The organism is Cognatazoarcus halotolerans (assembly GCF_009800965.1).
In the GTDB taxonomy this organism is placed as follows: domain Bacteria; phylum Pseudomonadota; class Gammaproteobacteria; order Burkholderiales; family Rhodocyclaceae; genus Cognatazoarcus; species Cognatazoarcus halotolerans.
In genome coordinates this window covers 36,603-55,638 of the sequence record NZ_WUAF01000025.1, presented here as the reverse complement: position 1 = coordinate 55,638, position 19,036 = coordinate 36,603, and the positions used below count along the sequence as shown (strand labels likewise).

Here is a 19,036-nt window from a genome sequence, read left to right as displayed (position 1 = left end):
ATATCGGCAACATCAATTCGGTGGCCAACAGTTATCTGCGTTTCGAGAAGCCGCGTTCGTTCTTTGCGGCGATGAGCTTCGGTAACTGCGGTTATGCCTTCCCGACGATCATCGGGGCGAAGGTGGCCGCGCCGCACCGCCCGGCGGTCTCGTATGCCGGTGATGGGGCCTGGGGCATGAGCCTGATGGAGACGATGACCTGCGTGCGTCACAACATTCCGGTCACCGCAGTGGTCTTCCACAACCGTCAGTGGGGCGCGGAGAAGAAGAACCAGGTGGATTTCTACAACCGTCGTTTCGTCGCCGGTGAGCTCGACAACCAGAGCTTCGCCGAGATCGCCCGCGCCATGGGCGCCGAGGGGATCACCGTCGATCGGATCGAAGATGTCGGCCCGGCCCTGAAGAAGGCCATCGATGCGCAGATGAACGAGGGCAAGACCACCATCATCGAGATCATGTGTACCCGCGAACTCGGTGACCCGTTCCGCCGCGATGCCCTCTCCAAACCCGTCCGATTCCTCGACAAGTACAAGGATTACGTCTGAGGAAACAACACCCGGCCAACCCCGCACGGGGGCGGCCGGGGCGGCCCCATTGCGGGGCCTCCAATACGCGGATCGGAAAGGCCCGAGCCTTGACCCGTCCCGAAACGCACGCCCGACCCCCAGAGATCCCCGGACGAGGACACCATGAGTACCTCCACTACCGCCGCCCCGCTGGCAATGTTTACGAGCCTTCGCAGGCAGATTCCCGGCTTCATGCTGTGTGCCGTCATCGCCGTGGCCGCCACCTTCGTCTCGGAGCACTACGGCGGCCCCCAATTTCTCTACGCGCTGCTGATCGGCATCGCCTTTCACTTCCTGTCCGACAACGAGAAGTGCATCCCCGGCATCGAGACTTCGGCGAAGAAGCTGGTGCGCTTCGGCGTCGCACTGCTCGGTGCGCGCATCGTCGCCAGTGACGTGACCGACCTCGGTCTGTCCGGCGTCGGCGCGCTGATCGGCGCCGTTGCACTGACCATCGGTTTCGGTCTGTTGATGGCGCGCCTGCTCGGCTTGCCGACGATGCTCGGCCTGCTCTCGGGCGGCGGCACCGGCATCTGCGGTATCTCGGCGACGATGGCGATCTCCGCAACGCTCCCGTCCACCCGCGAAAACGAGCGCTACACCCTGCTGACGGCGATCGGCATCGCGATCTTCTCGACCACCGCGATGGTGCTCTATCCGATGATCGTCAAGACCACCGGCATGAGCACCGCGGAGGCCGGCCTGTTCCTTGGCGGCTCCATCCACGACGTCGCCCAGGTGGTCGGTGCCGGCCTGATCATCTCTCCGGACGTCGGCGACGCCGCGACCCTCGCCAAGATGTTCCGCGTGGCGATGCTCATGCCGGTGGTGGTGATCCTCGCGCTGACCTTCCATGCCGAACGCAAGAAGACCGAGGCTGCCGGCACCAAGACGCCGATTCTTCCTCTCTTCCTCGTGGTGTTCGCCGCGCTCGCTGCCGCCAACAGCATCGGCTGGTTGCCGCATGAGGTGGTGCAAGCGAGCTCCACCGTGTCGCGCTGGTGTCTGGTCACCTCGATTGCCGCACTGGGCGTCAAGACCTCGCTGGAGAAGCTGGCAGAGCTCGGCTGGAAACCGATTGCGCTGATGTCGAGCGAATCGATCTTCATTGCCAGCTACATGCTGCTGGTTGTCTATCTTGGCCGCGCCTTTGGCGCCTGACCGCAGAGGAAGCACAAGTGAACGCCAACGAAAAATTCATCGCCTCGAGCGCCCACGTGGACGAGGCGGCCATTGCGCCGCTGCCCAATTCGCGCAAGGTCTACATCGAAGGCTCGCGCCCGGACATCCGCGTGCCGATGCGCGAGATCTCGCAGGCCGACACGCCCACCGGCTTTGGCGGCGAGAAGAACCCGCCGATCTTCGTCTACGACTGCTCCGGCCCCTACTCCGACCCGGCCGCCTCGATCGACATCCGCTCGGGCCTGCCGGCGCTGCGCCAGGCGTGGATCGAAGCGCGCGGCGACACCGAGGTGCTCGCCGACCTGTCCTCCGAGTTCGGCCGCCAGCGCGCCGCGGACTCGAAGCTCGACGAGCTGCGCTTCCCCGGCCTGCACCGCAAGCCGCGTCGCGCCAGGGCCGGTGCCAACGTCACCCAGATGCACTACGCACGCCGCGGCATCATCACCCCCGAGATGGAATACATCGCCATCCGCGAGAACATGAACCGCGCCGCCTATGTCGAGTCGCTGCGCGCCACCGGCCCGATGGGCGAGAAGATGGCCGGCCTGCTCACCCGCCAGCACCCGGGCCAGAGCTTCGGTGCCGCCATCCCCGAGACCATCACCCCCGAGTTCGTGCGCGACGAGGTGGCCCGCGGACGCGCCATCATCCCCAACAACATCAACCACCCCGAGTCCGAGCCGATGATCATCGGCCGCAACTTCCTGGTGAAGATCAACGCCAACATCGGCAACTCGGCGCTCGGCTCCTCGATCTCCGAAGAAGTCGACAAGATGACTTGGTCGATTCGCTGGGGCGGCGACACGGTGATGGACCTGTCCACCGGCAAGAACATCCATGAGACCCGCGAGTGGATCATCCGCAACAGCCCGGTGCCGATCGGCACGGTGCCGATCTACCAGGCACTGGAGAAGGTCGACGGCAAGGCCGAGGACCTGACCTGGGAGATCTTCCGCGACACCCTCATCGAGCAGGCCGAGCAAGGGGTGGATTACTTCACCATCCACGCCGGCGTCTTGCTGCGCTACGTGCCGCTCACCGCCAACCGCATGACCGGCATCGTCAGCCGCGGCGGCTCGATCATGGCCAAGTGGTGTCTCGCCCATCACAAGGAGAGCTTCCTCTACACCCATTTCGAGGAGATCTGCGAGATCATGAAGGCCTACGACGTGGCCTTCAGCCTCGGCGACGGCCTGCGTCCGGGCAGCATCTACGATGCCAACGACGAGGCCCAGCTGGGCGAACTCAGGACCCTCGGCGAACTCACCCAGATCGCCTGGAAGCACGACGTGCAGGTAATGATCGAGGGGCCGGGTCATGTGCCGCTGCACCTCATCAAGGAGAACATGGACCTGCAGCTCGAGCAGTGCAAGGAGGCCCCGTTCTACACCCTCGGCCCGCTCACCACCGACATCGCCCCGGGCTATGACCACATCACCAGTGGCATCGGCGCGGCAACCATCGGCTGGTACGGCACCGCGATGCTGTGCTACGTCACGCCCAAGGAGCACCTCGGCCTGCCCGACAAGGACGATGTGAAGGAAGGCATCATCACCTACAAGCTCGCCGCCCACGCGGCTGACCTCGCCAAGGGTCACCCGGGCGCGCAGATCCGCGACAACGCGCTATCGAAGGCGCGCTACGAGTTCCGCTGGGACGACCAGTTCAACCTCGGCCTCGACCCGGACAAGGCGAAATCCTTCCACGACGAGACCCTGCCCAAGGAAAGCGCCAAGGTCGCCCACTTCTGCTCGATGTGCGGCCCGCACTTCTGCTCGATGAAGATCACCCAGGACGTGCGCGACTACGCCGCCAAGCAGGGGCTCGACGAAGACGAGGCGCTGACCCGGGGCATGCAGACCAAGGCGGTCGAGTTCGTCAAGTCCGGCGCCGAGATCTATCGGAAGGTGTGAGCATGAACACGGTGAATTTCAATGGCCAGGACTGGCCCCTGCCTGAACCGGTGACGGTGCGCACCATGCTTGAGCGGATCGGCCTCGCAGACAAGCGCGTGGCGGTGGAACGCAATGGACAGGTGGTTCCGAAAAGCCGTCACACCGAGGTGGTCGTCAGCGACGGCGACCGCATCGAAATCATCGTCGCGGTCGGCGGCGGCTGAGCCGCGGCGCAAACCGAAGACAGGACAAAGACATATGGAATCGAACGATCCCCTGATCATTGCCGGGAAGCATTACGCTTCGAGATTGCTCGTCGGCACCGGCAAGTACAAGGATTTCGAGGAAACCCGCGCGGCCGTGGATGCGAGCGGCGCACAGATCGTGACCGTCGCGATCCGTCGCACCAACATCGGCCAGAACGCGGGCGAGCCGAGCCTGCTCGACTACCTGCCACCCGCCGAGTTCACCTATCTGCCCAACACCGCCGGCTGCTATACCGCAGACGACGCAGTGCGTACGCTGCGCCTCGCCCGCGAACTGCTCGACGGCCACAGCCTGGTCAAGCTCGAGGTGCTCGGTGATCCGCAAACGCTCTTCCCGGACATGCCAGAGACCCTCAAGGCCGCCGAGATCCTGGTGCGCGAAGGCTTCGACGTGATGGTGTATTGCTCGGACGATCCGATCCAGGCCAGACGGCTCGAAGAGATCGGCTGCGTCGCGGTGATGCCGCTGGCCTCGATCATCGGCTCGGGCATGGGTATTCTCAATCCCTGGAACCTTCGCCTGATCATCGACCAGGCGCGCGTGCCGGTGCTCGTCGATGCCGGTGTCGGCACCGCATCCGATGCGGCGATTGCCATGGAGCTGGGCTGCGATGCGGTGCTCATGAACTCGGCGATCAGCCATGCGCGCAATCCGGTACTCATGGCCAGCGCCATGAAAAAGGCGGTCCAGGCCGGCCGTGAGGCATTTCTTGCCGGAAGGATGCCGCGCAAGCTCTACTCGGCCGAACCCTCCTCGCCGCAGACTGGGATCATCGCCCCGGCCGCGATCGCAAAAGCCGCCTGAAACAGGCTGCCGGACACTGGCCGAGAATATAACTAAAGTTGTACATTTCGAGCAGCACCCCGCGGCCCCGTCGAACATGCGGGCGCCGCCGTGGTTTCGGGGCAGGACTATCAAACGGACCAAGAGAAGGATACTGATCCACCAATGAGCAGCAGCAAACCGGTCGGCACGATGTGGAGCCAGTTCTTCCAGCTTTCGGGCTCGCCGAATCTGAGCCTGCAGGGACAGATCCGCCAGATGCTCGTCACCGCGATCCTCGACGGGCAGCTGCCGCTCGACGCACCGATTCCATCCAGCCGGGAACTCGCCTCGCAGATCGGCGTGGCCCGCAATACGGTGGTGATCGCCTACCAGCAGCTTGCCGACGAAGGCTATCTGATCTCCCGCGAACGCAAGGGCCATTTCGTCAATCCCGAAATGCTCGAGGGCCGGGCCAGCACGGCGGAAGCGCCGCCGGTTGCAGCGCCATCCCGTGCCCCCGACTGGACCTCGCGCTACCGCTTCCGCCCATCCGCCCAGCGCAACATCTGCAAGCGCCCGGACTGGCAGCGCTATCCCTATCCGTTTCTGTATGGTCAGTTCGACTCGACCCTGTTCCCCACGGCAGACTGGCGCGAGTGCTGCATGAAAACGCTCGGCGTCCTCGAGATCAGCGAATGGGCGCAGGACATGATCGTGCGCGACGACGAATCGCTGGTTCGGCAGATCCGCACCCGCGTACTGCCGCGCCGCGGCGTATGGGCGTCTGACGACGAGATCGTGATTACCGTCGGCGCGCAGCAGGCGCTCTACCTGCTTGCCGATCTGCTGGTGAGCAACGCCACCACGGTGGGGATCGAAAATCCGGGCTACCCGGATGCTCGCAATATCTTCAGCAGCCGTGGTGCGCACATGGTCTACCTGCCGGTCGATGAACAGGGCTTGCAGATCGGCCCCGATCTCACCGGCTGCGACTATGTCTATGTGACACCCAGCCACCAGTGCCCGACCACGGTGACGATGCCGATCGAGCGCCGCGAAGCCCTGCTCAGGCAGGCCGAGGACGAGGATTTCGTCATCATCGAGGACGACTACGAAAGCGAGAACCGCTTCGAGGGTGAGCCGGTGCCGACCCTCAAGAGCCTTGATCGCAACGACCGGGTGATCTACGTGGGCAGCCTGTCGAAGTCGATCGCACCGGGCATACGACTGGGCTACGTGGTCGGCCCGGTCGAACTGATTCGCGAGCTGCGGCGCGTGCGGCGCCTCAACCTGCGGCACCCGAGCACCTACATGCAGCGCGCCTTTGCACTGTTCCTCTCGCTAGGTCACCACGACTCGCTACTGCGCCGCCTGTCCAGCGCTCACCTCGAGCGGGCACGGATCCTCTGCGCGGCACTCGACCGGCATGCACCGGAATTGCGTTACATCCCGGTCACGGGCGGCTCCTCGTGCTGGATCGAGGGCCCCGCCTGGCTCGATGCCGGTCAGCTGGCCGAGGAGGCCGAGCGACAAGGTATCCTGATCGAAACCGGCAGCGTCTTCTTCGTGGCCGACACGCCCCCCAGAAACCATTTCCGGCTCGGTTTCTCCTCGATCGCCACCGAGCGGATCGAGCCTGGCATCAAATGCCTTGCCGAAGTCCTCGCCGGACTCCGAAACAGCGATTTAAGTTGATTCAGAACAAGGACTTATCTGGACCAAACGATTACCTCGAACTGGTCCTACTCGGTCCCCGGGCAGGGGCTTAATCTGGTCACACACAAGGCGGCGACGTCGCAACCGATGCGACACCTGCCGGCAAGCAAGACCAACCTGCCCGAGATGGAGACCACGATGACGCAACCCACCATAGAGATGCTGCAAGCCTTCGGCGATGCCTGGAACCGCCACGACATCGACGCACTGATGAGCTTCATGGCCGAAGACTGTTCCTTCCACGCGGTAGCGGGACCGGATCTGCTCGGCAGAAGCTTCGTTGGCCGCGACGCGGTACGCGAAGGCTTCATGCTGGCGTGGCAGACCTTCCCTGACGCACAGTGGCTCGACGGCGATCACTTCGTGGACGGCAACCGCGGGGTGAGCGAAACCACTTTCGTCGGCACCAAGGCCGACGGCACGCGCATCGAGGCCCGCATGGTGGATATCTTCACCTTCCACAACGGCAAGATCGCGGTAAAGAACGCGTTCCGCAAGGATCGTCCGCCTGTAACGTCGGCCTGAGCCCGGCCTCTTCTCTCACAGCACCGAGGAATCCGAGCATGGACGCAGCCACCTTGCGCGCCGAAGCCAGGGCCACCGCCGCTTCGAAGCCCTACGACCCCGCCTACGATCCGCTGGTCTCGCCGACGCCTGGGCAGGGCCACGACTATGCGCCGACCTACTGGATCGGCACCGCAGGCGAGCCCCCCGCCGACGACGGCCCGATCACCCACGACATCGACGTCGATGTGGCGATCATCGGCTCCGGCTTTACCGGCCTGACGACGGCCATTTTCCTGGCCGAGCAGCACGGCATAAAGGCGACGGTGCTCGAGGCAAACCGCAGCGCCTGGGGCTGCAGCACGCGCAACGGCGGCCAGGCCCAATGCGCATCCGGGCGCCTCAAGCGCTCGCAGTGGATCACCCGCTACGGCCAGGAAGCCGCGCTCGCCCTACACCGCGAATGCGTCGACGGCATGGAGAACTTCAAGGCGCTGATCAAGGACATCGACTGCGATCCGCAGCCCGGTGGCCATCTCTACGTCGCGCATCGCCCACGGATCATGCCGATCCTCGAGAAGGAGGCGAAACTGCTGCGCGAGACCTTCAAGTACGACGCACGTATTCTCGACGCCGACACCGTGAAGCGCGAATGGATTGGCGACCAGGAAGCCTGCGGCGCGATGCATGAGCCCGAGGGCATCGGCATCCATGCGGGCAAGCTCGCCTTCGGGTACCTCAAGAAGGCCCGCGCGCTCGGCGCCACGGTACACCCCGCCAGCCCGGTACAGGGCTGGGAGACACGCAACGGCGTCCACTACCTCAAGACCCCCGGCGGCACGGTCCGGGCTCGCGCGGTCGGCATCTGCACCGGTGGCTACACCTCCAACCACCTGCATCGCGAACTCAAGAACCGCCTGCTGCCGATCCTCTCGAACTCCATCGTCACCCGCCCGCTTACCAGCCAGGAAATCGAGGCCTGCGGTCTGCGCACCCACCAGGTGATCACCGACACCCGCGTGCTGCGTCACTATTACAGGCTGATGCCGGACAATCGCCTGCAGATCGGCAGTCGCAGCGCCATCACCGGAAACGACGCACCGCAGAAACAGTTCGAGGACCGCCTGATCGGCGACATGTATCGCAAGTTTCCAGCGCTCAGGGGCATCCAGATCGACTATTCCTGGTGGGGCTGGGTAGATGTAAGCCACGACATGATGCCGCGCATCCATCAACCGGACCCCAGCCAGACGATCTACTACGCACTCGGCTACGGCGGCAACGGCGTGATGTATTCCGCCCAGGCCGGCCGCCGTCTGGCGCAGTGGATCGCCGGGCAGGGCAAGGAACTCACATTGCCGATCTTCACCTCCCGGCTGCCCTTCCCGAACGTTCGCGAGATGGTCGAATCGCAGGCCTTCGCGCCCTTCCGGCGCTTCGGACAACGGTTCCTGTACCGCTGGTATGCCTACAACGACGAACGCCCCTGAACCCCCACCGCCGTCGCGCCGGCGCCTCCCCCGGAGCGACTCCCGACACAGCAGGGGGGCAACGCAACAAGACCGACAAAAATCCCACGTCACAATCGGACCAAAGCAGGAGACAACCATGAACCTCAAGAAAATCGTACTGATCCCGCTCGTCGCGGCAGGCATGCTGGCCGCCACCCAGACCGCCATGGCGACGACCTTCAAGATGGCGCTCGGCGATGCAGCCGGCGGCACCCAGTGGGAACTGGGGCAGAAGTTCAAGAGCGCGTTCGAGCAGAAGACCGGCGGCAAGCACAAGATCGATCTGTTCCCCAACGGGCAACTGGGTGACGAGCAGAACACCGTGAACAATGCCGCACTCGGCACGCTCGACTTCTCGGTGCTGGCGATCAACAACGTCACGCCCTTCTCGCCGACGGTCGGCGTACTGACGCTGCCCTACGTGATCCAGAGCGCAGAAGACGCGAAGAAACTGACCCAGGGCGAAGTGGGCAAGGAACTCACCGCGAACACGATCCGCGATGCAGGCGTGCGCATCGTCGGCTGGGCCTACTCGGGTTTCCGCGTACTCACCAACTCGAAGAAACCGGTACAGAACGTGGCCGACCTGAAAGGGATGGTCATCCGCGTACCGAAGAACGAGATCATGATCGCAACCTACCAGTCGTGGGGTATCAACCCGACGCCGATGGCCTGGTCCGAGACCTTCACCGCGCTTCAGCAGCACGTCGTCGATGGCCAGGACAACCCCTACATCACGGTATCCGCGATGAAGTTCAACGAAGTGCAGAAATACATCACCAACCTGCGCTACCTGTTCTCTCTCGAACCCCTGATCGTCAGCGAACAAGTCTTCCAGGATCAGAAGCCCGACGTGCAGAAGGCCATCCTCGAGGCGGGCAAGGAGGCCACTGAACAAAGCTTCGCCTACCTGCAGGCCACCGAAGAGAAGATCAAGAAGGATCTGGTCGCCAAGGGCATGCAGATCTCCGACCCGGCCAACGGCGAGAAGGAATTCATCCAGAAGGCGACCACCGCCGTATGGCCGAAGTTCTACAAGAGCATCGGCGGCAAGGAAAAGCTCGACAACGTCCTCAAGACGCTTGGCCGTTAAGCTGTGACGAGGCCGGGGCAACGCACCCCGGCCCGCGAGCGGGAAGGACGCCGCGCCTGCCGCTGCATGGCCGGAATTCCGGCGATGCACCACCCGGGATCGCGTCCGCCCCGTTCAACACCCCTCCCCTTCCGACCCAGCGGAGCCCGCCATGGCCTTCAAGAACTTCATCCTCAAGCTTCTCAACAACATCGAGGAATACCTCGCCGAAGCCCTGCTGGTCTGCTTCGTGGTGTTGCTGTTCGCACAGATCCTGCTGCGCCAGTTCTTCCAGTACTCCCTGCCCTGGGGAGAAGAACTCGCCACCTACATGTTCGTATGGTTCGCCTATCTCGGCGCGACCGTGGCGGCGAAGATGTCAGCCCACAACCGGGTGACCTTCCAGTTCCAGTTCTTCCCACCCATCGTGCGCAAGATCTGCATGGCCATCTCGGATCTGCTGTGGGTCTGCTTCAACATGTATTTCGTCTACCTGAGCTACGACTTCGTCTTCAATCGGATGAACGCCTTCTGGAAGTCCCAGACCATGGGACTGCCGATGAAATACTTCTACGTCATATTGCCGATCGCCTTCACGCTGATGTCGATTCGAATCCTCTGGAACAACTACCTCACCCTCGTGAAGGGCGTCGAGCTGGTCGACCCGGAAACGGAAGAAATCGAGAAGCTGAAGCACAGCGCGCCGGCTCAACAATAAAACGCGGCCCCCCGCAGAGAGACAAGACATGGACGCCTTTATCGTAGAGATCCTGTTCGGCGGCTTTTTCATCCTGTTGTTGCTGGGCGCGCCGATCACCATCGCGCTCGGCGGCGCGGCGCTCGCCACCTTCATGGCGGTCGAGAAGAATCCGATCGCCTTCGTGCAGATTGCCTTCACTTCGGTCGGCAGCTTTCCGCTGATGGCCCTGCCCGCCTTCGTGCTGGCCGGCGCCCTGATGGAAGCCGCCGGCATTTCCAAACGCCTGGTCGACATCGCCGAGACTCTTGCCGGCCCGATTACCGGCGGCCTCGGCGCTGCCACCGTGCTGGCCTGCCTGTTCTTCGGCGCAATCTCGGGCTCCGGTCCCGCAACCACCGCGGCGGTCGGCATGCTCATGATCCCGGCGATGACCAAGCGCGGCTACAACCGCCCCTATGCATCGGCCGTAACGGCCGCGTCGGGCGGCCTCGGCATCATCATTCCGCCGTCGATCCCGATGGTCATCTTCGGCATCGCTGCGCTCGGCCTCGCGCCCCCGCCCGAAGCGATCGCCAAGCATGGGGAATTCGCCTCGATATCGATTCCGAAGCTCTTCATCGCCGGCGTGATCCCGGGCCTGATCATGGCGGGCAGCCTGCTGATCATGAACTACTTCACCTCGAAGAAGCATGGCTATGTCGGTCTCACCGACAAGTGGTCGTTCTCCGATATCCGTTCCTCGCTGCGCAAGGGCGTGTGGTCGGTGCTGGCACCCGTGATCATCCTCGGCGGCATCTACACCGGCCTCTTCACGCCCACCGAATCGGCCATCGTGGCGATCTTCTACACCCTGTTCGTCGGTATCTTCCTGCACCGCGAGCTCAAGTTCCCCTCCTTCCTTAACTCACTGCGGACGACTACCTGGATTACCGGTCGGGTGCTGCTGATCCTGTTTACCGCAACGGTCTTCGGACGTCTGCTGGTGGAGCAACGCATCCCCGCGATCATTGCCGAATCGATGCTCGGTCTGACCGACAACCTCTATCTGATCTGGGCGATGATCATCATCTTCCTGATGTTCGTCGGCATGTTCATGGAGACCCTGGCGGCGATCATGATCCTCGTACCGGTGCTGCTACCGGTGATGTACACCGTGGGCGTAGATCCGACCCACCTTGGTATCGTCGTGATCTGCACGCTCTCAGTCGGTTTCATGACGCCTCCGCTGGGCGAGAATCTGTTCGTCGCCTCCGGCATCGGCGGTTCCACCATCGAGGCGATCGTCGCGCGGATTCATCCCTTCGTGATCGTCTCGGTCGTCGCGATCTTCCTGATCGCATATTTCCCGCAACTGTCCCTGTGGCTCCCCCGCATGGTCGGCTATTGAGCCTGCCAAACGATGATCCGTGGCACAACACATCTACGGATCATCAACAGACAGTCGCACAACAGGAGAATCAGAATGACACGCTTCAGACGCTGCACGCGCTCGCTGGCCGTGGTGTGTGCCCTGGCCCTCGGTTCCATCGCTTCCGCTGCCGACGCCACGGCGACCCCCGACGTCCGCGTGAGCGCATCCGAGCGTCGCGCAACGGCGCTGCTCGAACGCGCCGTCGAACAGGTCGAACGTCATGGAGAGCCGGGAACGACCGCATTCAGCCGACAGGCAGAGTTCGTGGACCGTGATCTCTACGTCTACGCACTCACCATCGACGGCCGTTTTCTCGCCAGTGGGGGCGCATCGGCCGCGCTGATCGGTCAGAACGTCCTGGCCGAAACCGATCTGGAGGGAAAGCCCTTCTTCCGCGAGATGATCGATATCGCCAAGGCCGAGGGAGCAGGCCGGCTTTCCTACCGCTGGTTCAACCCGGCAGACAGTCACGGCGAACCGAAGCTGGCACTCTTTCGGCGCGTCGGCGACATCATCGTCGCAGTCGGCTTCTACCCACCCCGCGCAGATCCGGCACAAGCCAGAGCCTTGCTCAAAAAGGCCGCTCGCGCGCTTGCCGACGATTCCGGCAAGGCACTTGCCGAGTTCCAGCAGCTGAACGGACCGTTCATCCGTGACGATCTGTACGTCTTCGCCGTGGATCTTGCCAGCGGAAAATTCATTGCCCACGGCGCCACACCTTCCCTGATCGGCACCGATGCACGACAGCTGCGCGACCCTGACGGAAGACCGGTCATCACGGAAATGATCGAGCGCGCCGGCAGATCGGACAGTGGGGAGCTTGACTACATCTGGCGGAATCCGACGACCAGGAAGCTGGAGCACAAGCACACCTACTTCAGGATCGAAGGCGGACGCCTCGTCGGCGTTGGCTACTACACCCGCTGACGCCCCCGGACAGCCCGGAAAATCCGGGCTGTCCGTTTCCCGATGGTGCCGACCGGGACGATTGCACACGCATCGCCACGCTCGACTGGACGCGCAGCCGGTTTATACGTATCGTCGCGGCGCGCACAAGGCGACAAGATGAACGTGCCCGTGGCACGATACGGTCTTTCGCCGTATTTTCAACCCGGCCCGGGCGCCCAGATCGTGATCGTGATCGACCTCACATGTGAACATGGCCACCCGTTCGAGGGCTGGTTTCGCTCGTCCGACGATTTCAACTCGCAGAACGCACGCGGTCTGGTGAACTGCCCCGCCTGCGGATCTCACACGATCATCCGCAAGCCGTCAGCGCCTTACGTGAACAGGGGCGTCGCGACCGCACCCGGCGCTTCGGACAGCCAGTCGGTCACCACCGCGCAATCAACCACTCCCTCCCGTCGACAGGTACTTCAGGCCCTGCGCGAGATGGCCTCCGGCGCCGAAGACGTCGGCGACCGCTTTGCCGAGGAAGTCAGACGGGTGCACTACGGCGAAACAGAGGAGCGCAGCCTGCGCGGCAAAGCCTCGCGCGGCGAACTCGAAGAGCTCCTCGACGAAGGCATCGGGGTACTGCCAGTCCCGCCTGCCGAAGACCCGTTTCACTGAACATCTCCCCGCCCCATATCCCGTGGGCCGGGCCGGCAGCCAAGGTCCGGTATGAAGCATAGCGCCTCGACCTCTTCGATCGGCAGCATGACTCTCACATTCCACCAGGCTCCGAGAACGCCAATCCAGCGCTTCATGGTGCGGCTCCGCAGTTATCGTTGCAGCCACCTTAGTCAGCCTGCGTTACGTTCCGGTGAACCGGATGTTCCCGTCGTGTGTCAGCAACGAAGCGCAATGAGAGGGACTTCCATCTCGACCGGCGACAGACCGCCATGGACCGCCCGCATCGGTGAAACCCCATCGATGCCCACCTCGTTCACCAAAGTCCCTGCAGCACGTGGAAGCAACAGCATGTCACCGACCCTCGTCGCGAGGTCCCGGTGCGCCGGGCCCGGCCCGAGGAGTCCCATTCCAGTGAGCTGCTCGGCCGGCAGTGCATCGACGCGCGTGTCGAACGCATCCTTGAGTGCGTCTGAAAATTCACTGCCAGCACCTTGTCTCAGCGCGCACCATGCTGCCCTGCGCTCTCCCCACAGCGGCTGGGCCAGCATGTCCGCCAGTTCCCGATGTGCCCCGAGCAGGCAGATTTCCTCCAACGGCGCATCGATGAGCCCATGATCCGCGGTGACGATCGTCAGCGTACCCGACCCCGCAAGCCGGTTGGCAAGGCGCCCGAACATCGCATCGATACGCCAAAACTCCTCAGCCAGGGCCTCTGATCCGATACCGACGTCGTGAGCGAGGCTATCGAACCCTGGGTAATACGCGTGCACGAAGACATCCCTTCCGCTACCTGCGAGCGCAGAGAAAATCGAATCATCGAGCGTCTCGAGCGAATCGTAGGGCAGCCGCTTCGCACCCCGGTTGTGCCGCCGGCTGTAGGTTGAATTGATCAACCACGCAGGCGAAACGACCACGCTCATCCGCTCGATGCGCTGAAACAGCGTGCGATAGGGAAACAGTCGTCGACGATGAAATGGGCTCGCCAACGGCCGCTCGTCGGTGGCATCGACCATCGGCAAGGGCAGGATCAAGGCACCCAGATGATCACGCGTGACCCAACCGTTCAATCCATGCGTCGCGGGTGCGAGCCCGGTCGACAAGGTGGTGACTGCACTTGCCGTCGTCGATGGGAAGACCGACGTCAGGCTGCCTCTACGCTCCGAGAGCATCAGGCTGCCCTGACCTCGGCAACGAAGGTAGTGATCGCCAAGACCGTCAATGACAAGCAATACGACCTTGCCTGCAGGCAGGCCCCCCAGCACACCCTCGTCGCGTAACGGCGGTGCGTCAGGCTGGGGCCGCGCCCCGAGTCGGCGCGTCAGCGATTCCACCAGGTTCAGGATCGACCCGCCTCGATAGTCGGGCAGCACCCACTCTGGCTGGCGTGTAACCGATCCGGACGTATCGGTGCGGAGCCGTGCCACCTTGAAAGTCGGTTGCTCCGACAAGTCAGCTGTATTCATCCGGGATCGATCCAAGACGCGGCGGATAGCCGATTCTGCACCAGCACGACGACCGAGCACATCCCTTGAGGAGCGGCCGAATGCAGATTGCCTGAGTGCATTCGATCCGTCATCAACAAAAGCGCCCGCGACGGACTCAAAACAAAAGGGGAGTGTCAAAAGACACTCCCCTTTTCAATATGGAGCGGGAAACGAGGCTCGAACTCGCGACCTCAACCTTGGCAAGGTTGCGCTCTACCAACTGAGCTATTCCCGCTTAAAACTCTGGAGGCGCGAACCGGAATCGAACCGATGTACACGGCTTTGCAGGCCGCTGCATAACCACTCTGCCATCGCGCCATGCCCGGTATCACAACCTGGCTAGTCTCCGGAATGCCACTTCCGGGAACTAAAAGGGGAAAGCTTTGCTTTCCCCAGAATATCTGGAGCGGGAAACGAGGCTCGAACTCGCGACCTCAACCTTGGCAAGGTTGCGCTCTACCAACTGAGCTATTCCCGCAAAAGAGACGCGCATTATAGAAACGCATCCCCACTTCGTCAACCTCCTTTTGGGAGATCATTCTTCCCGGAATCTTGGTGCCGCTTTACGCAGGTAGTAGCCCATGGACCACAGCGTAAGTGCCGCCGCGACCCAGATCAGGAAGGTCCCGAGCGGGCGAACCTCGAATCCGAAGAGGCGCGCATTGTATAGCAACAGGGGAATCGCCGTCATCTGCGCAGCGGTCTTGAGTTTGCCAACGAAGGCCACCGCGACACTCGAGGCTTCACCTAGCTTGGCCATCCACTCGCGCAGGGCGGAAATGGTGATTTCACGACCGATGATGATGACCGCGAGGATGGCATCGACGCGCGACAACTGGACCAGCATGATGAGCGCCGCGGCAACCATCAGCTTGTCGGCGACCGGATCGAGAAAAGCGCCGAACGCCGAGGTCTGATGCAGCGTGCGCGCAAGATATCCGTCGAACCAGTCGGTGACCGCGGCGACGATGAAGATTCCCGCAGCAATCAGATTGCGCTCGTGATCCGAAAGCCAGGTTCCGGGGAGGTAATAGACGCCGACAAAGATGGGGATCAGCGCAATGCGCGCCCAGGTAAGCGAATTGGGAATGTTGAAGGGCATGAATGTGCCAGCTGGCCGACCACGGCTAAAACACCGTCAATGCAGCGCATTGTATATCTGTTCCGCAAGCTTTCGACTGATACCCTCGACACGACAGAGGTCGTCTATCGTTGCGGCACGCACGCCGTCGAGCCCGCCGAATGCGGCCAGCAGCGCGCGGCGACGGCTCGGTCCGACCCCGGCGATGTCTTCGAGCCGCGAGCCGCCCCTCGCCTTGGCGCGTCGCGCACGGTGGCCAGTGATTGCAAAACGATGTGCCTCGTCGCGGATTTCCTGCACGAGATGAAGTGCCGGCTGATCTGCCGCCATGTTGACCGCGGCGCGGCCGTCTACGAAGAACAGGGTCTCGAGCCCCGGTTTGCGGCCCTCGCCCTTGGCGACGCCGACCAGCAGGATCGATTCGAGTCCCGCCTCCGCCATGACTTCGGCGGCGATTCCGAGCTGTCCGCGCCCTCCGTCGATCAGCACCAGGTCCGGCCGCACGCCCTCGCCCATCGCCACTTTCTCGTAGCGGCGCGTGAGCGCCTGACGCATTGCTGCGTAGTCGTCTCCGGGCGTGACTCCAGCGATGTTGTAGCGGCGATATTCGGATGTCTTCATCGCGCCGCCCTCGTTCACCACGCAGGACGCCACGGTCGCTTCCCCCATCGTATGACTGATGTCGAAGCACTCGATCCGCTGCGGAAGTTCGTCCATGCCGAGCGCCTCCCGCAGTGCCTCGAGCCGTTCGCCGACGCGGCCCGAATCCCGGGCGCGGTTGGCAAGCGCCAGGCGGGCGTTGTTCTCGGCCATCTCCATCCATGCCTTCTCCGCGGCGAAGCGCGGCGCAACGATGGCCGGCGGCCGTTCGAGAATTTCCTCGAGCAACGGGCGGGCCGCATCGTTGCCGAGGTTCAGCAACAGCCGGGCCGGGACCGGATGATCGAGGTAGTGCTGTTCGACAAACGCGAGCAATACGTCCACCGCCGAACAGCCCGCGGCATTGCTCGGAAACAGCGGGCGGTCGCCAAGATGCCGTCCGCCGCGAATCATCGCGAGGTTGATGCAGACTACTCCGTGCTCCTCGACGACGCCGAGAATATCGACATCCTCGTCCTTGCCGCTATCCACGTACTGACGATGCAGGACCTTCTGCAAGGAGCGGATCTGATCGCGACATGCAGCAGCCTGCTCGAACGCGAGGCTCTCGGCGGCCTGTTGCATCTTGTCGGTGAGATTGTCGACCACCTCGCTGGTGCGGCCATCCAGAAACAGCGCCGTGAGCTTCACGTCGCCAGCGTATGCGTCCACATCGATCGCACCGACGCACGGGGCGGTACAGCGATGGATCTGGTGCAGCAGGCAGGGGCGCGAGCGGTTCTGGAAGACGCTGTTCTCGCAGGTCCGCAACTGGAAGATCCGCTGCAGCAGATGAATGCTCTCGCGCACCGCCCAGCTGCTGGGAAAGGGGCCGAAGTAACGCGTCCCGCGCTTGAAGCCACCACGGTGAAACGCCAGCCGGGGGTACTCGTCGCCAGTCAGGCAGATATAGGGGTAAGACTTGTCGTCTCGAAAGAGGATGTTGTACTTGGGCGCGAGACTCTTGATGAGATTGTTCTCGAGCAGCAACGCCTCCGCCTCGGAACGCGTCGGCGTGATGTCCACCCGCAGCACCTGCGAGACCATGATGGCGATTCGCGGGCTCCCCTGGGTGCGCTGGAAATACGATGACACGCGGCGCTTGAGATTCTTGGCCTTGCCAACGTAGAGCACCAGATCGTCTTCGCCGATCATGCGGTAGACGCCGGGCTGTTCCGGCACCCCCTTCAGGAATGCCTTGGCATCGAATCCCGGCGTCGCATCCAAGGCCGGCATCTAGGCCGAGGGCGGCAGCAGTTGGCCGACGGTCTCGCACGCGGCGAGGTAGCGCATGTCGGTCTTGAGATCGATCGGCGCTGCATGATGGGCCGGCTCACGCAGTTGCGTAATTCGCCTGCGGCTCATCGGATCGACAGTCGGATGCCAGCCATCGAGCAATTGCACGGCGAGGTCCGGGCGGTTGCACACCAGCACCATGTCGCAGCCGGCCTCGTGCGCCGCGCTTGCGCGCGCCACGATGTCGCCGGCCACGGTGGCGCCCTCCATGGTCAGATCGTCGCTGAAGATCACGCCCTTGAATCCGAGACGGCCACGCAGCACGTCCTGCAGCCAGAATCGCGAGAACCCCGCCGGACTCGGGTCCACCGCCCGATAGGTGACATGTGCGGGCATGACCCCCGAGAGGCGTTCGCCGATACGCGCCCGATAGGGCTGCAGGTCCTCGGTCCAGATCGATTCGAAATCGCGTTCGTCGGTTGGCACCTCGACATGGGAATCCGCGCAGACATAGCCGTGACCCGGAAAATGTTTGCCGACACAACCCATGCCGGCCTCGGCCAGCCCTTCGGCGAGCGCTTCAGCCAGCGGTGCGGCTATGCGTGGATCGCGATGGAAAGCACGATCGCCGATCACCTTGCTCACACCGTAGTCGAGATCGAGAACCGGCGTGAAACTCAGATCGACGCCGCAGGCACGCAACTCCGCGGCCAACAGGAAACCCGTCTCTCGGGCGGCCTGGACGGCTCGGCCAGGGTGCTCCTGCCAGAGTTCGCCGAATCTCCGCATGGCAGGCAGGCGCGTGAATCCGTTCCTGAAACGCTGCACCCGACCGCCCTCCTGATCCACTGCGATGACCAGTTCGGGCGAACGCTGAGCATGAATTTCCGCGGTCAGCGCAGCAAGCTGCTCGGGGCTCTCGAAATTGCGGGAGAAAAGAATCACACCGCCGACCAGCGGATGCCTGAGAATCTCCTTCTCTTCCGAGGTCATCCGCAAACCCGCGACGTCAAGCATCACAGGGCCAGGCAACCGTTCCGCAGGATTCACGTTCATGTTTTCTCGATGACGGCAAATGCAATGACGTACTGACGCTCGTCGCTGATGCTCAGATGGGCACTGAGGGCCGCGCCGTGCATGAAGCCTTCGAGCGCCTTGAAGTAAACGAAACCGGGACGCCCCAGGGGGTCGTGGGTCACACCGATCGAGTGCAGGGTTGCCGGCGCGCGAATCCCGGTGCCGAGCGCCTTGCCGAAAGCCTCCTTCGCCGCGAAGCGCTTGGCGAGGAAACGGGCAGGCTCGCTCGCGGCCAGAAAGTCGGGACGCTCGGTCTCGCCGAGGATTCGCCAGGCGAAGCCCTGCCCCATCCGCTCGAGACTTTCCCGAACACGCGCCACTTCGACGATATCGGTTCCGATTCCGTGCAGCACAT

At 63.2% G+C, this 19,036-nt stretch carries 19 protein-coding genes and 3 tRNA genes; 13 read left to right on the top strand and 9 right to left on the bottom strand.

The genetic code is table 11. The features are described 5' to 3' along the window. The 13 genes from GQB03_RS20825 to GQB03_RS20765 form a co-directional block, all read left to right on the top strand. Positions 1–545: thiamine pyrophosphate-dependent enzyme (locus tag GQB03_RS20825; protein WP_235027167.1), on the top strand; the 545-nt coding region annotated here is incomplete at its 5' end. A 144-nt stretch (positions 546–689) separates the two neighbouring features. After that, positions 690–1,727, top strand: a complete 1,038-nt coding sequence (locus tag GQB03_RS20820; protein WP_235027166.1) for a YeiH family protein — start codon at positions 690–692, stop codon at positions 1,725–1,727. A gap of 17 nt (positions 1,728–1,744) precedes the next feature. After that, complete coding sequence (gene thiC, locus GQB03_RS20815) at positions 1,745–3,661, top strand: phosphomethylpyrimidine synthase ThiC (RefSeq protein WP_159693401.1); 1,917 nt, start codon at positions 1,745–1,747, stop codon at positions 3,659–3,661. A gap of 2 nt (positions 3,662–3,663) precedes the next feature. After that, positions 3,664–3,867, top strand: a complete 204-nt coding sequence (gene thiS / locus GQB03_RS20810) for a sulfur carrier protein ThiS (protein ID WP_159693399.1) — start codon at positions 3,664–3,666, stop codon at positions 3,865–3,867. 34 nt (positions 3,868–3,901) lie between these two features. Then, positions 3,902–4,714: a thiazole synthase gene (locus GQB03_RS20805; protein ID WP_159693397.1), complete on the top strand. Its 813-nt coding sequence runs from the start codon at positions 3,902–3,904 to the stop codon at positions 4,712–4,714. A gap of 144 nt (positions 4,715–4,858) precedes the next feature. Further along, positions 4,859–6,370 (top strand): MocR-like pyridoxine biosynthesis transcription factor PdxR, encoded by a 1,512-nt coding sequence (gene pdxR, locus GQB03_RS20800; RefSeq protein WP_159693395.1) that lies wholly within the window; start codon positions 4,859–4,861, stop codon positions 6,368–6,370. A gap of 159 nt (positions 6,371–6,529) precedes the next feature. Next, the gene (locus tag GQB03_RS20795; protein ID WP_159693393.1) at positions 6,530–6,916 is read left to right on the top strand and encodes a nuclear transport factor 2 family protein; all 387 of its coding nucleotides are present in this window, start codon (positions 6,530–6,532) and stop codon (positions 6,914–6,916) included. 38 nt (positions 6,917–6,954) lie between these two features. Continuing rightward, a complete protein-coding gene (locus GQB03_RS20790; RefSeq protein WP_159693391.1) occupies positions 6,955–8,385 on the top strand; it encodes an NAD(P)/FAD-dependent oxidoreductase in 1,431 nt (476 codons plus the stop codon). A gap of 118 nt (positions 8,386–8,503) precedes the next feature. Continuing rightward, on the top strand, positions 8,504–9,499 hold the full coding sequence (locus GQB03_RS20785; RefSeq protein WP_159693389.1) for a TRAP transporter substrate-binding protein: 996 nt from the start codon (positions 8,504–8,506) through the stop codon (positions 9,497–9,499). Positions 9,500–9,650: 151 nt separating this feature from the next. Continuing rightward, entirely contained in the window at positions 9,651–10,196 is a 546-nt protein-coding gene (locus GQB03_RS20780; RefSeq protein ID WP_159693387.1) for a TRAP transporter small permease, read from the top strand. Positions 10,197–10,224: 28 nt separating this feature from the next. Further along, positions 10,225–11,565 (top strand): TRAP transporter large permease, encoded by a 1,341-nt coding sequence (locus tag GQB03_RS20775; protein WP_159693385.1) that lies wholly within the window; start codon positions 10,225–10,227, stop codon positions 11,563–11,565. A 75-nt stretch (positions 11,566–11,640) separates the two neighbouring features. Beyond that, positions 11,641–12,516 carry a cache domain-containing protein gene (locus GQB03_RS20770; protein WP_159693383.1) on the top strand — a complete coding sequence of 292 codons (876 nt, stop codon included), beginning with the start codon at positions 11,641–11,643 and terminating at the stop codon, positions 12,514–12,516. Positions 12,517–12,654: 138 nt separating this feature from the next. Continuing rightward, complete coding sequence (locus GQB03_RS20765) at positions 12,655–13,161, top strand: DUF1178 family protein (protein ID WP_327517299.1); 507 nt, start codon at positions 12,655–12,657, stop codon at positions 13,159–13,161. Here GQB03_RS20765 and GQB03_RS20760 read toward each other — a convergent pair. The 9 genes from GQB03_RS20760 to acpS all read right to left on the bottom strand — a co-directional run bounded on the left by GQB03_RS20760 (position 13,155) and on the right by acpS (position 19,034). Next, entirely contained in the window at positions 13,155–13,298 is a 144-nt protein-coding gene (locus tag GQB03_RS20760) for a hypothetical protein (protein WP_159693381.1), read from the bottom strand. The genes GQB03_RS20765 and GQB03_RS20760 overlap by 7 nt on opposite strands. An 81-nt stretch (positions 13,299–13,379) precedes the next feature. Beyond that, positions 13,380–14,627, bottom strand: coding sequence for an alkaline phosphatase family protein (locus tag GQB03_RS20755; protein WP_159693379.1), 1,248 nt, complete (start codon positions 14,625–14,627; stop codon positions 13,380–13,382). A 180-nt stretch (positions 14,628–14,807) separates the two neighbouring features. Further along, positions 14,808–14,883 (bottom strand) — tRNA-Gly (locus tag GQB03_RS20750). 9 nt (positions 14,884–14,892) lie between these two features. Beyond that, a tRNA-Cys gene (locus tag GQB03_RS20745) sits at positions 14,893–14,966 on the bottom strand. Between the two features lie 84 nt (positions 14,967–15,050). Continuing rightward, positions 15,051–15,126 (bottom strand) — tRNA-Gly (locus GQB03_RS20740). 57 nt (positions 15,127–15,183) lie between these two features. Then, positions 15,184–15,750, bottom strand: coding sequence for a CDP-diacylglycerol--glycerol-3-phosphate 3-phosphatidyltransferase (gene pgsA / locus GQB03_RS20735; protein ID WP_159693377.1), 567 nt, complete (start codon positions 15,748–15,750; stop codon positions 15,184–15,186). Between the two features lie 36 nt (positions 15,751–15,786). Continuing rightward, positions 15,787–17,604, bottom strand: coding sequence for an excinuclease ABC subunit UvrC (gene uvrC, locus GQB03_RS20730; protein WP_159693375.1), 1,818 nt, complete (start codon positions 17,602–17,604; stop codon positions 15,787–15,789). Continuing rightward, positions 17,605–18,660, bottom strand: a complete 1,056-nt coding sequence (gene nagZ / locus GQB03_RS20725; RefSeq protein ID WP_235027164.1) for a beta-N-acetylhexosaminidase — start codon at positions 18,658–18,660, stop codon at positions 17,605–17,607. Continuing rightward, complete coding sequence (gene acpS / locus GQB03_RS20720; protein WP_159693373.1) at positions 18,657–19,034, bottom strand: holo-ACP synthase; 378 nt, start codon at positions 19,032–19,034, stop codon at positions 18,657–18,659. The genes nagZ and acpS overlap by 4 nt, the downstream gene beginning before the upstream one ends. Between the last annotated feature and the right edge of the window lie 2 nt (positions 19,035–19,036).

Excerpts from the sequence above, each read along its gene's own strand:
- GQB03_RS20775 (WP_159693385.1), top strand. The coding sequence starts at position 10,225 with ATGGACGCCTTTATCGTAGAGATCCTGTTCGGCGGCTTTTTCATCCTG.
- pdxR (WP_159693395.1), top strand. The coding sequence starts at position 4,859 with ATGAGCAGCAGCAAACCGGTCGGCACGATGTGGAGCCAGTTCTTCCAG.
- GQB03_RS20795 (WP_159693393.1), top strand. The coding sequence starts at position 6,530 with ATGACGCAACCCACCATAGAGATGCTGCAAGCCTTCGGCGATGCCTGG.
- nagZ (WP_235027164.1), bottom strand. The coding sequence starts at position 18,660 with ATGAACGTGAATCCTGCGGAACGGTTGCCTGGCCCTGTGATGCTTGAC.
- GQB03_RS20820 (WP_235027166.1), top strand. The coding sequence starts at position 690 with ATGAGTACCTCCACTACCGCCGCCCCGCTGGCAATGTTTACGAGCCTT.
- GQB03_RS20790 (WP_159693391.1), top strand. The coding sequence starts at position 6,955 with ATGGACGCAGCCACCTTGCGCGCCGAAGCCAGGGCCACCGCCGCTTCG.
- pgsA (WP_159693377.1), bottom strand. The coding sequence starts at position 15,750 with ATGCCCTTCAACATTCCCAATTCGCTTACCTGGGCGCGCATTGCGCTG.
- GQB03_RS20805 (WP_159693397.1), top strand. The coding sequence starts at position 3,902 with ATGGAATCGAACGATCCCCTGATCATTGCCGGGAAGCATTACGCTTCG.
- thiS (WP_159693399.1), top strand. The coding sequence starts at position 3,664 with ATGAACACGGTGAATTTCAATGGCCAGGACTGGCCCCTGCCTGAACCG.
- GQB03_RS20770 (WP_159693383.1), top strand. The coding sequence starts at position 11,641 with ATGACACGCTTCAGACGCTGCACGCGCTCGCTGGCCGTGGTGTGTGCC.
- uvrC (WP_159693375.1), bottom strand. The coding sequence starts at position 17,604 with ATGCCGGCCTTGGATGCGACGCCGGGATTCGATGCCAAGGCATTCCTG.
- GQB03_RS20765 (WP_327517299.1), top strand. The coding sequence starts at position 12,655 with ATGAACGTGCCCGTGGCACGATACGGTCTTTCGCCGTATTTTCAACCC.
- GQB03_RS20785 (WP_159693389.1), top strand. The coding sequence starts at position 8,504 with ATGAACCTCAAGAAAATCGTACTGATCCCGCTCGTCGCGGCAGGCATG.
- GQB03_RS20760 (WP_159693381.1), bottom strand. The coding sequence starts at position 13,298 with ATGAAGCGCTGGATTGGCGTTCTCGGAGCCTGGTGGAATGTGAGAGTC.
- GQB03_RS20755 (WP_159693379.1), bottom strand. The coding sequence starts at position 14,627 with ATGAATACAGCTGACTTGTCGGAGCAACCGACTTTCAAGGTGGCACGG.
- GQB03_RS20780 (WP_159693387.1), top strand. The coding sequence starts at position 9,651 with ATGGCCTTCAAGAACTTCATCCTCAAGCTTCTCAACAACATCGAGGAA.